Genomic DNA, 14,496 nt, shown 5'->3' on the forward strand with positions numbered 1-14,496 from the left:
AACCGATGATGAACTAATGAAAATGAAAAAAATTTTAATCTACTCACTGATCCTCTCGATCATACCATTCACATTTTCCTGCAATACATTCAAGAACAGCTTTGTCCGTACCCAAAACACCCAGTTTGTTGTAGGCAACAAGCCCTATTACTTTGTGGGCACCAACTACTGGTATGGCATTACCCTTGGCATGGCAGGCGAAAAAGGAGACAGGGAAAGACTCAACAGGGAACTGGACCAGATGCAGAAAATGGGCATTACCAACCTGCGTATCCTTGCCTCATCTGAAGGTGCTGCCGATGCTCCCTGGCGTGTCCAACCTGCCGTACAAACTGCTGCAGGTGTTTATGACGAGCAAGTTCTTGAAGGGTTGGATTACCTGCTTGTTCAGATGAGAAAAAGGGGAATGAAAGGCGTAATGGTACTCAATAACTTCTGGGCATGGTCTGGCGGTATGGTACAATACCTTGAGTGGAGCGGAAAAGGCCCTGTTCCCTACCCATTTGACGGTAGCCATTCCTGGAACGAATACATCTCCTATGCCAAGCAATTCTATACTGACAAGGGAGCCATGCAACAGTTTGAGGCTTTCCTTGCCATGCTGATCAACCGAACCAACAGCATCAATGGCAAAGCTTACAAGGAAGACCCTACTATTATGGCTTGGCAGCTGGCCAATGAACCCAGAGGTTACGACCAAAGAGAAGCTTACCTGAAATGGGTGGACCATACTGCTTCTTACATCAAGTCATTGGACAGCAAACACCTGGTTTGCATTGGCACAGAAGGCAACACACCGGGCAAGGATGCCGGAACTGATGTATATTCAGATAACCTTTCTAACCAAATCGACTATGTAACCATGCATATCTGGATTCAGAACTGGAGCTGGTTTGACCCAACAAAAGCTGAAACCACATATCCTGAAGCACTGGTAAAGGTCGATGACTATTTCAAAAAACATATCGAGGCTGGCCAGCAACTGAATAAGCCAGTAGTGCTGGAAGAGTTCGGCATCAGCAGGGACCATAATGACCACAAGCCGTCTGCAACCATTGAATGGAGAGATAAATACTACGGCTACCTGTTCAACAAAAGCTGGGATGCGATAAAAGGCAATTCACCATTGACTGGCATCAACTTCTGGTCGTATGCAGGTGAGGGCAGACCTAACAACCCTGAAGGATTCTGGCAAAAGGGTGATGACCTGATCGGTGACCCTCCACACGAGCCACAAGGCTGGTACTCGGTTTATGACCAGGATACCACGACAATTGATATCATTTCAGGCTATGCCGAAAAAATCAATGATTTCAGCAAGCAAGCTGAATTGCTTCAGAAAAAGGCTGTCAAGCAGCAGGAGCAAACTTCACGATAAACCTATTGGACAATTCAACACATCATTTTTTAATTCGATAAATATGAAAAAGTTACTGATAAGTATCGCAGCTATCCTCTGTACAATTGGCTCATTGCAGGCTCAAAAGTTTGATGGACTGGCTAAAACCCCTCCTATGGGATGGAACAGCTGGAATACATTTGCGACTGATATCAATGAACAGCTGGTAAAGGATATTGCGGATTCATTTGTCAAGTATGGGTTAAAAGATGCGGGCTATGAATATATCGTACTAGATGACGGTTGGATGACAAAAGAGCGTGACCAGAACGGAAACCTTGTTCCTGACCCTAAAAAGTTTCCTAATGGAATGAAGGCACTGGCAGATTACGTTCACGCAAAAGGCCTGAAATTCGGACTATACAACTGTGCAGGTGCACAGACTTGTGCAGGTTACCCTGGAAGCCGTGGCTATGAGTATCAGGATGCCCAAAAATATGCTGAATGGGGTGTTGATTTCCTGAAATATGATTGGTGTAATACAGAAAAGCTGAATGCAGAAGGTGCCTACATGACAATGAGGGATGCCTTGTACAAGGCAGGAAGACCTGTGGTATTCAGTATCTGCGAATGGGGCGACAATGAGCCTTGGGAATGGGCGGAGAATATCGGTCACCTTTGGAGAGTCTCAGGCGATATCATCAACTGCTGGGACTGTGAAGTGGGACATGGCTCATGGTCTTCATGGGGTGTTTGGAAAATCATCAATATGCATCAGAACATCCGTAAGCATGCAGGCCCTGGTCACTGGAATGACCTGGATATGATGGAGGTAGGTAACGGCATGACGGACGCTGAAGACCGCAGCCACTTTGCCATGTGGTCAGTTATGGCATCACCACTGATCTTGGGTAACGACCTTAGAACCGCCTCAAAAGAAACCCTTAAGACACTAACCAACAAGGAAGTGATTGCCATCAATCAGGATGAGTTGGGGATTCAGGGATTCAGGTTTACCAACGAGCATAATGTGGAAGTTTGGATCAAGCCACTTAAAAACGATGAGTGGGCATTTGTCTTTGTCAATATGAATGACGAGCCTTACGAACTGAACTTTGACTGGAAAAAACACGGCATCGGCGATGATGTCAATGGCAAATGGCTAGATTTGAGTGCCAATAACCTAAAGGTAAGGGACTTGTTCAACCAAAAAGACCTTGGCGCTACAGACAAAAGTCTGAAAGCAACCATCGGTGTACACGATGTACTGATGATCAAGCTTAGCAATGACAGTCTATAAACGATAACCTGACAGGAAGCAGTGACTAGCCACTGCTTCCTGTCCAAAAACAACACTGAAACCATGAACCATCTGAAAACTTTACTTTGCCTGCTGCTGCTCACCTTCTCCTTTGATCTGTTTGCCAATATCTCCCTTCCGTCCATCTTTGGTCACCATATGGTATTGCAACAGCAGGAGACCGTCAACTTTTGGGGGTGGGGCAAACCTGGAGAAGAAGTGCATATCACTTGCAGCTGGTCTCCTGAAACGGATTACAAGACCATTGTCTCAAACCTCGGCAAATGGAATATTGATGTCAGTACGCCTGAAGCTGGTGGCCCATTCAATATTCATATAAAAGGTTATAACGCCATTGATATCGAGGATGTACTGATCGGAGAAGTATGGCTCGGCAGTGGACAATCCAATATGGAATGGACACCTGCCTTGGGTATAGACAATGCGGAAGAAGAGAAAGTAAAAGCCAATTATCCTGAAATCAGGTTCTTCAATGTATTGAGCAGTACAGCTGACACACCTCAGCAACAGTTGCATGGAGAGTGGGTAAAGTGTACGCCTGAATCCATGTACTACTTCAGTGCCTTGCTTTACTTCTTTGGCAGAGAGCTGCACCAACAGATGAACGTCCCTGTAGGTCTTATCAATTCTTCTTGGGGAGGAACACCCGTAGAGGTCTGGATCCATGAGAGTGCCATCCAGAATGACCGTATTCTGGCTAAAAATGCTTCCCTTCTGCAGGAAATGTCATGGGGACCTCATCAGCCCGGCAAGGCATACAATACAATGATTCACCCACTTATCCCTTACAAGATTAAAGGTGCATTGTGGTATCAGGGGGAGACCAATACAGCCAACCCTCACCACTATGCCCGTACACTCAAAACACTGATTGAGACATGGAGAGCGGAATGGGGCTACGACTTCCCGTTCTACTATGCCCAGATTGCACCATATAGAGACTATGGAAATGACAATGTAAATGGTGCGGTAGTTAGGGATCAGCAAAGAAAAGTCATGGAGCTGGTTCCGAATACAGGTATGGTCGTTACTTCTGATATCGGAAACCTGGACAATATCCACCCTGGCAACAAACAGGATGTAGGTAAAAGATTAGCGACGTGGGCTTTGAGCAAACAGTACGGAAAAGTAGGCTATGCATTTTCAGGCCCTGCCTATAAAGCTTATGAACTGAAACAAGATAAAATTATACTGTCTTTTGACTATGCAGAAAGTGGTCTGGTAGCCAAAGGAGGAGATCTGAAAGCGTTTGAAATACAAGGCGATGACGAAAAATGGTATTCGGCAAGTGCTAAAATAAAAGGTAATAAAGTAACGGTTTGGAGTGATAAAGTCTCCCACCCTACAGCTGTCAGGTACGGCTATAGCAATGATTCTGATCCAAAATTATTTAATGAATCAGGTTTACCCGCTTCCTGTTTTCTATTCTATATTAACTCACCTGAATTATAGAATAGCTAATTACAAATAGTTGAAAAGAAAAAGCGAACCGCCCTAACTTTGGCCAGTTCGCTTTTTTTGTGAGTCTTCCAACTCAATATTATTATTCTACCTCCTTGGCAGGTGTCTCAGGCTTACCTTCCATCAATTCATACATCTTGATAGCAAACTGCTCCCCCATATCAATGTAACCCGCACTGGTATAGTGCCAAGGGTCAGAGTATTCGTAGAACTTGGTTGTTCTTACGATTGCTGCTTTGCTGTCTGTTCTAACAAACTTCTCTTGCGCATAACGAACAATATCTCCATAATTCCAAACAGCTCCATCTTCCTTGTCATTGAAGGAATCTGTAATCTTACCGATTACCACTGGCAGGTCATCTGTCAGCAGGCTTGCTCTCAGCAAATCCATCAGCTGCTTTAGGTTGTCGTGGTAACGGTAAGCTACTTCCTCATTGTAATCACCGTCACTTTCCCCTTGCATCCAAAGGATTCCGGCAGGTTTCAGGATATCCTCTTTTCCATCGCCATCAATATCCTTTACACTGTATGCATTTCTGATTGTTGCTAATGCATGGTCATACTGGTTAATACCTGTTTTTCCATCAAAATCAGGAGTCCAGCAGCCGGCGTAACGGGCAGCCATACTGTCAATGGAAGTTCCGCCTCTTGAATACTTGATCAGGGCGATTTTCTCATTTGGATACAACTCCTGCAACTTTTTGGCAAATGTCATCTCCAAACCAAAACGGTCAGCATGGTTGTTTTTCTTCTCAGTAGCTGTAAAGCCTACGCCATGTCCTGGCTGTAGTTGTTCCCACTGTCCAACACTTCCACCTTCAACCTGATCGTCTGCGGCTGAGTTGCCATGAAAAATCCAAACATTCTTGAACTTGGATTTCAGGTTAGATGGTAAGTCCTTGTTGTAGCCATAGCCATCCATATTGGACTGACCTGCCAACAGAAATACTTTCACCGTATCTTTTTCAGCCTTTTTCTGACCAATTGCCAGAGCTGGGATCAGGAACATAAAAAGTATTCCCAGAGATTTAAGATTTCTCATTTTCAATTTATCATTTAGTGCTTGTTACTTAGTTCAACGTGAACTATGGATTCGTTTCGTGGCTTATTGCATACATCTGGTCGATGGAATAATCGCGCGTGCAACAGCCATCACTATTGTATCTTGCCCATTCATGGCAAAAATTCCGAAGGAACGAGATATAATAGCGATGGGTAATATCCATCGTTTAAATCAGCCATTACTGCTTTGGTGCTGCAATGGTGAGTGTAAACTCCTTCAGTCCATCAGCTGTGGCTTTTAGGGTAACATCCTCTCCTGTTCCATCAAACTGGACGATCACCTGAGCCAGACCATTGAACAATGAACGGTTCCATTTTGGTGCTGCCGTTATCAGCTGAATTGTACCCGGCACTTTATTCGCCTCATCCCACTGGTTCTTTTTCGGCAGCGGCTCCCCTACAATTACGAGCTTGTTTTCACCTTCCTTAAAGAGTTCACGCTTCAATACTATCTCATTCTCACCATCTTTGCGACCAACGTTTTGTCCATTCAAGTAAACCATAGTATTGTTGGCTACCTTCTGGCAGAACCAACTGATTTCAGCATTTTCAAATGCTCCTTTTTCAAGGTTGAAAGTGCTGATCAATGCCTTCTCCGTACCGGAAAATCCTGTGCCTGACTCAGAAACAATTGATAATGATTGCATCAGTTCCTCAGTCAGTTCAGTTACTTTTACCTCCGGAAGTTCCAGCAGTTGGCGCTTATCTACATATTGCTCAAGCTCAACACCTGTTGGATCACCGTTGCCAACCCCAATAAGCTTACCTCCTCCTTCAATCTCAAAGGTGATGTTGTTGCCAGCGGTTGGTACCTGCAAGCCTTTCTTGTCTTCTACTGAGACCTTTACCATGGCAACATCATGATGTGTTGCAGCCTCCATCTTGATTCTGGCAGGAGCTCCAGTCGTCTTGTGCTTCGTTTCCTTGATCTTCTTACCCTTGGCATCATAGCCAATTGCCTTGATCTCACCTGCCTTGTATTTCACCTGCCACTCCAGATGGCCATTGGTTTCCATCGCTTTTCTGCCAAGGCTTTTGCCATTCAGGAACAATTCCACTTCAGTACAATTGCTGTACACCCAAACTGGAACTTCCTCACCTTCTTTACCTTCAAGGTTCCAATGAGGAAGAATATGCAAGACGGTCTCCTTATCTTGCCACCATGATTTCAGGTAAAAGACATTGTCTTTCGGGAATCCGCAAAGGTCCATCATTCCGAAATAAGACAAGTTTGAAGGCCAAGAATAAGGTGTTGGCTCTCCGTGATAGTCCAAACCAGTCCAGATAAACATACCTGTCAAGTAATCACGGGCTGCATAATATTGCCAGCTGCCTTCAATGGTGTACCAGATTTCTCTTGGCTTCCTGTCATAGGCAGCAATGTATTGCTTCACTGAGTCATCGAAATAAATGCCTCTTGTAGCAAACGTAGAACCTTCTTCTGTTCCGATTGTTGGTGTATTCGGGAACTGCTTGTGGTATTCGTCTGTATTGCCATGAGGTAAATAGTTGAAACCCATTACGTCAATGGTTGTGGAAATACCATGTCCCCAACCTCCACTGATCGCTGCATTGATCGGACGGGTAGTATCATACTGCTTGGCAAATTCCTGCATTTTGGCAGCAATCCTTGCTCCTTTCTCATTGCCTTCAATCATCCACTCCTCATTTCCGACAGACCAAACGATCACTGACGGGTGGTTGCGGTCACGTTCCATCAACCTTGACACTTCGTGTAATGCCTCATCATGCGTTCCCATCAAGCGGTTCTCATTGATCACCAGCATACCCATCTCATCACAAAGGTCTAGCAGTTCAGGTGTTGGAGGGTTGTGGGAACTACGGATAGCATTACTTCCCATATCCTTCAGCAAACTGATTCTGTATGCCATCACACCTTTTGTCATGGCTACACCAACACCCGCATGATCCTGATGCAGGTTTGTTCCTTTCAACTTTACGTGCTTTCCATTCAGGAAGAATCCTTTGTCAGCATCAAACTTGATGGTTCTGATACCGAATCTGGTAGTGTATTCATCGACTAGTTGACTTCCCTGATAAACTTTTGTCTTACAAGTGTACAACTGAGGTTGCTCTAAAGACCAAAGTGATGGATTCTCTACCGTTAATTGCTCTTTCAATTCCGAACCTGAAACACCATTCAGTTTGACCTTACTGTTATCAGACTTTGCGACAAGTGTACCTTCCGGATTGTAAATCTCATGGGTCAGTTTCGCTTCAGTACCCTCAAGTGCTGCATTGAAAACCTTAGCCTCCACTGTTACAATTGCCGCATTGCCATTGATTTCACTATGGATAAAAGTGCCGTTTTTAGGAATGTGCAAAGGTGCAGTCTTTCTCAACCAGACATTACGGTAAATACCCGCTCCTTCATAGTACCAGCCTTCTTCCATGGTGACATCTGCACGAACGGCAATTACATTCTCTCCCCCATAATTCAGGTACTCAGAAATGTTGTAGCTGAAGCTTTGGTAACCGCTTGGTTCCTGTCCAAGATAGAATCCATTGACCCAAACCTGAGCATTTCTTGATACACCATCAAAGTCAATGAAAAACTGCTTTCCATCGTCTTCAGCTGCTACATTGAAGTGCTTGCGGTACCAGCCTACACTTGTTTCAGGGAAATTTCTGCCTACTGTCTTGTAACCGTGGCTATGGCTTGCCTTTTCACTGAACGGCATCTCTGCTGCCCAATCGTGCGGCAAATCAAGCTCACGCCATGCCCTGTCATCAAATGCTTGGGCAGTAGCACCATCTCCATAACCCGCTTTTGCCAAATAGGTAAAGTATCCGGTTCCGGTACCAAAGTCCTTTTGCGTATCAAAAGGGTGACCGTAAGCAAATCGCCAATCCCTATTGAAGTTGATCTTTTCCCGATCGTTAGCGTAACTAAGCTTCGGGAGAAGCAAGGCTGCAAACAGTAATAAACCTAAAAAATATGCTCTCATTTTTTGTCGATGTCTATTTTAACTCCTCTATTCGGAAATTTCTTGATATAGGCTGATGGCAACATGCCATACTCTTTCTCGAAATACTTACTGAAGTACCTTGGGCTATTGAAACCTACCTCATAAGCAATCTCAGAGATGGACAGCTGGCTTTTCTCCAGCAGTTGCATACCCCTTTTTAATCTTATAATTCTAATAAACTCAATTGGTGACTTACCGGTAATCGCAGTCAGCTTTTTATATAGCTGCACCCTACTCATACCCAACTCCTTACTCAGGTCTTCTACCGAGAACTTTGGTTCTGCAATGTTTTCCTCTACCAGTCCCATTGCTTTCTTGATAAGCTTCTCATCAATCGGCGTGATCTCCACCTCTGATGGGGTCACCTCCATTTTCTGCTGGAAATTCTGATGAGCTGCCTTTCTACGGCTCATGTACTGCTCAATTCTCAGTTTCAGAATATCCATTCGGAATGGTTTCGTGATATAGTCATCAGCACCTGTCTCATACCCTCTGAGCTTGTCTTCATCACCAGAACGAGCCGTAAGAAGTATGATTGGGATATGTGATGTTTCCACGTCTGACTTCAGTCTTTTACAAAGTTCCAAGCCATCCATTTCCGGCATCATGACATCGGAGATAATCAAGTCAGGCGAGGCCTTTTTAGCCATATTCAGACCTGCCAATCCATCCTCTGCCTCAATCACAGCATACTGATCTTCTAAGGTCTCACGCATAAAGTGACGGAAGTCTGCATTATCTTCTACCAACAATACAGTAGGCTGTGTTGACTTTTCAATTGTTTCTTCCTCTTCCTGTACTTCATTTGGTTCAGACACTTCTACTTCTTCTGCAATTGGCGCTTCAGCATGTTCAACATCAGAGCGAATTGGTAGCTGAACAATAAAAGTAGAGCCCTTACCTATTTCACTTTCAACCTTAATATCACCACCATGAAGCAGCACCATTTCCTTTACAAGGTTTAGCCCAATACCTGAACCGCCAATGCCCATTGACTTCACATTATCAGACTGATAGAAACGGTTAAAGATTTTATCCAAATCTGAAGCCTCTATACCAGTACCCGTATCTGTCACTGCCAGCTCCAACCCTCCTGTTCCATCGAACAGCTCAGGTTTTGTGCTGATTTTTACATGAACGGCTCCATTTGGAGAGGTAAACTTGAGTGCATTTGAAAGTAGGTTCATGGCTATTTTCTTCACCTTCTCCTGATCGAACATAAAGGATTCGGCTTTTACCTCACTCTCATATTTGAAGTCAATCTTCTTTTTCTTAAAACCTTCTTCGAACATCTCACAGACATCCAACAGGAACGAGACTGCATCTCCATACGAGAGATTCAGCTGCATGCCATGCAGATCCAGTCTTCTGAAGTCCAGTAACTGATTGACAAGGTTCAACAGCTCATGTGCATTCTTCTCAATTACACCTAACACCTTTTTCTGACTCTCGCCCAAATTCTCATTCATCAATTTCTCAATAGGTGTCAGAATCAGGGTCAGTGGCGTTCTCAACTCATGGCTGATATTGGTCAAAAACTTTAACTTAAGGTCATCCAGCTCTTGGTTACGTTTTGTCTGCAAGCGTTCCTGTTCTGCAATAAATTTCTGTCTTTCCCGCTTGAGCATGTAATACCTGTACAGAATCAACCCCATAATAAGCAGCAGCCCATAAATCACATACGCCAAAGGTGTCATGTAAAATGGAGGCAATACTGTAATTTTCAAGGTTGAATACTTATCCTGCCAATTGTCCCCTTTTGATGCTTTTACCTTAAATACATAATCTCCAGGGTTTAGGTTGGTATAGGTCACTCTTGGGAAATCATCCCCCATCAGTACCCAATCCTGATCAAAACCCTCCAGCATATAGGCAAACTGAAGTTCATCCGTAAAGTAATCCAGTGTGGCAAATTCAATAGAGAAGACATTCATATTGTGCTTCAGCTCCACTTCCTCCGTATCCTCAATGCATTGTTGCAACAAGATGTTACCATTGAGTTTCTCCCCAACAGACATAGACTTGTTGAATACCTGAAAGTCTGTAAAGATGACCTTTGGAGCGATGGAATCATAAGCCACATCTTCAGGCTTGAACAGGTTAAAACCATTGAAGCCACCAAAGATCAGTTCACCCTTGCTAGTCCTCAACTTGGCATTTACGTTGAATTCCAACCCCTGCAAGCCATCTTCAGGAAGGAAGTTATTGACTTCAAAAGCCAACCCATAGGCAGAAGAGTCTTGTTCAACATGAACCTTGCTCAATCCTGTTGACTTACTCACCCAAATATCCCCCTGTCTATCTTCCAGAATACAGCTGATGATATCAGGCGCCAAACCTTGACTCTTTCCTAACTGTAAAACCTTGTGCTTATCAGGACCCAATACATTCAGCCCTTCCTTGGTCGCAATCCATACATACCCTCTTGAGTCTTCAATAACATCTGTTACATAGTTATCGCTAATCTCAATAATGCCACTTTCTTTTCTGTCAGGAAATGTCTTGTAGGAAGCCGTTTCCATATCATAGAAAATCATCCCTTGTGACGTTCCGATTGCCATATCTCCATTATGCATAGGAGTTATCTGTGTAATCGACTCATCCGGAAGTGAAATTCCTGACTCATTCTCTGGCTTGAAAAAGCGTTTGCTTTGCTTATCAAACAATACAATTCCATTTCCTAACGTACCGATCCAAATCCTTTTCTTTCGGTCTTCTGAGATTGTCCAGATATTGTTGTTAGGCAAACCACCTTCCTTATCAGGATCAAAAGTATATCTGGTAAATTTGTTTCCATCAAACACATTCAGACCTCCTGTGTAAGTCCCGATCCATACCAATCCGTCAGAGTCAATGAACAGACTCACAATTACATCATGACTCAGGGATGAATTGTCTTTAGGATTATGCTTGTATACCTTATAGGTCTGGTTTTTACGGTTGAAATAAATCAATCCTCCACCATTGGTTCCAATCCAAAGGTTGCCTCTAGCATCTTCAGCAAAACAGTCTACATCATTGTATGGAAGGCTGTTTGGCTCTGAAATAAAATGTTGGAAATGCCTGAATTTAAAGAATGAAGGGTGGTAATAACTGATACCATTCTTGTAAGTCGCAACCCAGATAATCCCTTGATCATCCTTGTAAAGATCCATAATGGAGTTTTGCGAAATACTCTTGTCATCTTCTGACTGATGGTACATTACCTGCTGCTTTCCACTTTTGGGGTCAATCAGGTTAATACCACCATGGTCAGTACCAATCCAGATATTGCCTTCTCCATCTTCCACTATTTTGGAGACCAGGTTTGAAGTCAAAGGTCTTTCCTTCAACTTACTGCTATACTGTGTCCATGAGTTGGTTTGAGGAGAGTAAACAAAGGCACCTTCCGCCATAATGTACACCCATATCCTGTTAGCACTATCAATAAAGATCCCTCCTTGCCTTACAGGCTCCTGTACTCTTTTCTGAAGAAAATTAAATGATTGAATTGCCTTGTAGGTCTTGCCATCAAACACCTCTACTACCCCATTATCATACAGGTAATAATACTTGTCCTTATGGTGTGTAAAGACTATCGGGCTATTCGTGTTGTAGGATGTGTTTTCGAAAGGGTCTACCAGCTGTTCTGCCGTTTGGTCATAGAACTGGTAGTGGTTAGATCGTGAGGTCTTGATCCACATGGTCTTGTTTTCGTCAAAATAGATATCCTCAACTGGCTCGTTGATACCCATTTCCAAAAACTTGCGATGTGGCTGGATAAACTTGTCCTGATTAAAATCAAAAATGGCAAACTGCCACCTCAACTTCAACCATAGGTTCCCATCCTTATCTTCCATGATGCCGGCGATATTATTATCCATCAATGATGATGAATCACCTGCTTCATGCGTGTAGTTCTTGAAGTTTTTTCCGTCATAACGGCTCAATCCGAAGGAAGTGCCAAACCACAAGAATCCTCGGGAATCTTTGAAAATGCAGGAGGTTTGGTTATTCACCAAACCTTCTGCACTAGATAATTTGAAAAACGTATTGTGTGGAAAGCTGGCACTTGCATGCAACGACACAAGTACCAGTAATCCCATTATCAACAATTTACCTAATTTCATACTTCACTATATCATGGGAACCCTCACTAATTGATTGTGATAGATTTCTTCCCTGTTATATTATCAGATGCATTTCCCAAATATAACACATACTTTCCCGACTCAAGCACCCAGTCCTGCTTATCATTGTCATAATAAGCTAAATCATCAACTGACACTTCTAAAGTCACCTTTTTGCTCTCACCTGCCATCAGAGATACTTTATCAAAGGCTTTCAGTTCCTTTTTCGCTCTTTCCACTTTAGAGCCAACTTTACCTACATAAAGCTGTGCAACTTCACTTCCTTGTACATCTCCTGTGTTAGTCAGTGTACAAGTCACTTCAATTGTACCACCTGACTTGAACTGTTTGTCGTTTACTTCCAATCCTGAGATTTCAAAAGAGGTATATGACAGACCAAAGCCAAATGCGAACTGAGGTTTGATTTTCTTCGTGTCGTGCCAACGGTAACCAACCAGAATATCTTCCTTGTAGTATTGGTTTACGCTATCACCTGGGTAAGAAAGCTCACCATAGAAGTGCGCTCCATTGTCTTCCAGCTTTACAGGGAAAGTGAAAGGCAATTTACCTGAAGGGTTGATGTCACCTGAGATCACGTCAGCAATTGCATTACCAGCTTCACTACCCAAGTACCAAGCCTGCATTACTGCCGGCACTTTTGATAACCAAGGCATTGACACCGCATTGCCGCTGACCAGAATCATACCCATATTTGGATTTGCCTCCAGCAGTTTAGCGATTAACTCATCCTGTCCGAATGGCAGATCGTATGATAGACGGTCTTCACCCTCACAGTCCTGATGATGGTTCTTGTTCAAGCCACCTACAAACAATACCAGATCAGCTTTTGAAGCAATCTCAATGGCAGCATTTTTCAGTGAGTCCTGATCAAGCTCTGAAGGAATTACCCTTCCATAAGCTGAAGGTCCTGAAGCATAACCCAAAGAGTGCAGGATAGTCGCATTCGGAAAACGACTACGGATACCATCCAGTGGAGAAATCTCATACTTTGCTTTCAGTTCTGAAGAACCACCACCTACAGTCATAGACTTGGTTGCATTTTCACCGATTACTGCAATCACCTGCTTTTTCTCAGGGTCAATCGGGAAGAATCCTTTCTCGTTTTTCAACAAAACGATCCCTTCCTGAGCAACCCTTCTCGCTACGTCCTGATGCTCCTCTGTATTGACACTACCCCAAGGTCTATTTCTGTCCAAACCAGTTCTGAAGATCATTCTCAGGATTCTTCTCACCTTATCATTCAGTTGGTCTTCGCTATACTTACCTTCTTTCAATCCATTCAGGAATGGATTTGCCAAGAAGTAGTTGTCGTATGCCAAGTCGATGCTTGAAGTAAGACCATTAGTCCAAGTACCCATCTCGATGTCCAAACCGTTTTCTACAGATTCCTTTGTATCGTGCGCTCCACCCCAGTCGGTAACCACAACACCATCAAAAGCCCAGTCCCTTTTCAGGATATGGTTCAGCAGAATATCATTGTGGCAGCACCACTGTCCATCGTATTTGTTGTAAGCACCCATGATAGACCAAGCTTTTCCTTCTGTTACTGCCGCCTTGAATGCAGGCAGGTAAATCTCATGCAAGGCACGGTCGCTAACATTTACATTGATATGTCCTCTCCACTTTTCTTGGTTATTCAATGCGTAGTGCTTGACACAAGCCGCTACTCCATTTTGCTGAACACCTTGTACGTATGGAACTACCATTGTAGAAGCCAGGAACGGATCCTCGCCCATATATTCAAAGTTTCTTCCGTTGAGCGGTGTACGGTAAATGTTTACACCTGGCCCCAACAGTACGTCTTTCTTACGGTATCTTGCTTCTTCCCCGATAGCAACACCATACTGGTGCGAAAGCTCAGGGTTAAAAGTTGAAGCCAAGGCTGTCAGTGCCGGAAATGCCGTGATGGAATCATTGGTCCAGTTGGCATAACCCCAGTTGTCCCAATTGATTTCTCCCCTTACACCATGAGGTCCGTCTGACATCCAAACCTCAGGAATACCCAAACGGGGAACGCCTGGTGAACTGAACTTTGACTGTGCATGACACATCGCCACTTTCTCCTCCAAGGTCATCAGAGACATGATGGAATCGATCTTACTTTCAATCTCACGGTTCTCCTGTGCCATGGCATTCCCAGTCCACAGGCTAAAAAATGTGATAATCGCTATTATTGACTTTTTCATAAGAATA

7 protein-coding genes are annotated in these 14,496 nt (G+C 43.7%); 3 read left to right on the forward strand and 4 right to left on the reverse strand.

What is annotated here, in order from left to right; genetic code table 11:
• Positions 1-22 precede the first annotated feature (22 nt).
• From V6R21_RS04000 to V6R21_RS04010, 3 genes are all read left to right on the forward strand, one after another.
• The gene (locus tag V6R21_RS04000) at positions 23-1,378 is read left to right on the forward strand and encodes a glycoside hydrolase 5 family protein (protein ID WP_334241092.1); all 1,356 of its coding nucleotides are present in this window, start codon (positions 23-25) and stop codon (positions 1,376-1,378) included.
• A 43-nt stretch (positions 1,379-1,421) separates the two neighbouring features.
• On the forward strand, positions 1,422-2,639 hold the full coding sequence (locus V6R21_RS04005) for a glycoside hydrolase family 27 protein (RefSeq protein WP_334241094.1): 1,218 nt from the start codon (positions 1,422-1,424) through the stop codon (positions 2,637-2,639).
• Between the two features lie 63 nt (positions 2,640-2,702).
• Entirely contained in the window at positions 2,703-4,112 is a 1,410-nt protein-coding gene (locus tag V6R21_RS04010) for a sialate O-acetylesterase (protein ID WP_334241096.1), read from the forward strand.
• Between the two features lie 91 nt (positions 4,113-4,203).
• Here V6R21_RS04010 and V6R21_RS04015 read toward each other — a convergent pair whose 3' ends face one another.
• The 4 genes from V6R21_RS04015 to V6R21_RS04030 form a co-directional block, all read right to left on the reverse strand.
• On the reverse strand, positions 4,204-5,163 hold the full coding sequence (locus V6R21_RS04015) for a sialate O-acetylesterase (protein WP_334241097.1): 960 nt from the start codon (positions 5,161-5,163) through the stop codon (positions 4,204-4,206).
• A 199-nt stretch (positions 5,164-5,362) separates the two neighbouring features.
• A complete protein-coding gene (gene galA, locus V6R21_RS04020) occupies positions 5,363-8,152 on the reverse strand; it encodes a beta-galactosidase GalA (RefSeq protein WP_334241099.1) in 2,790 nt (929 codons plus the stop codon).
• The gene (locus V6R21_RS04025; protein ID WP_334241101.1) at positions 8,149-12,282 is read right to left on the reverse strand and encodes a hybrid sensor histidine kinase/response regulator transcription factor; all 4,134 of its coding nucleotides are present in this window, start codon (positions 12,280-12,282) and stop codon (positions 8,149-8,151) included. The genes galA and V6R21_RS04025 overlap by 4 nt, the downstream gene beginning before the upstream one ends.
• A gap of 26 nt (positions 12,283-12,308) precedes the next feature.
• Positions 12,309-14,489 carry a beta-glucosidase family protein gene (locus tag V6R21_RS04030; RefSeq protein ID WP_334241102.1) on the reverse strand — a complete coding sequence of 727 codons (2,181 nt, stop codon included), beginning with the start codon at positions 14,487-14,489 and terminating at the stop codon, positions 12,309-12,311.
• Between the last annotated feature and the right edge of the window lie 7 nt (positions 14,490-14,496).

This window comes from Limibacter armeniacum, assembly GCF_036880985.1.
Lineage (GTDB): Bacteria > Bacteroidota > Bacteroidia > Cytophagales > Flammeovirgaceae > Limibacter > Limibacter armeniacum.

Coding starts and splice junctions, on each gene's coding strand:
- V6R21_RS04025 (WP_334241101.1), bottom strand. CDS start 12,282: ATGAAATTAGGTAAATTGTTGATAATGGGATTACTGGTACTTGTGTCG.
- V6R21_RS04015 (WP_334241097.1), bottom strand. CDS start 5,163: ATGAGAAATCTTAAATCTCTGGGAATACTTTTTATGTTCCTGATCCCA.
- V6R21_RS04000 (WP_334241092.1), top strand. CDS start 23: ATGAAAAAAATTTTAATCTACTCACTGATCCTCTCGATCATACCATTC.
- V6R21_RS04005 (WP_334241094.1), top strand. CDS start 1,422: ATGAAAAAGTTACTGATAAGTATCGCAGCTATCCTCTGTACAATTGGC.
- V6R21_RS04030 (WP_334241102.1), bottom strand. CDS start 14,489: ATGAAAAAGTCAATAATAGCGATTATCACATTTTTTAGCCTGTGGACT.
- galA (WP_334241099.1), bottom strand. CDS start 8,152: ATGAGAGCATATTTTTTAGGTTTATTACTGTTTGCAGCCTTGCTTCTC.
- V6R21_RS04010 (WP_334241096.1), top strand. CDS start 2,703: ATGAACCATCTGAAAACTTTACTTTGCCTGCTGCTGCTCACCTTCTCC.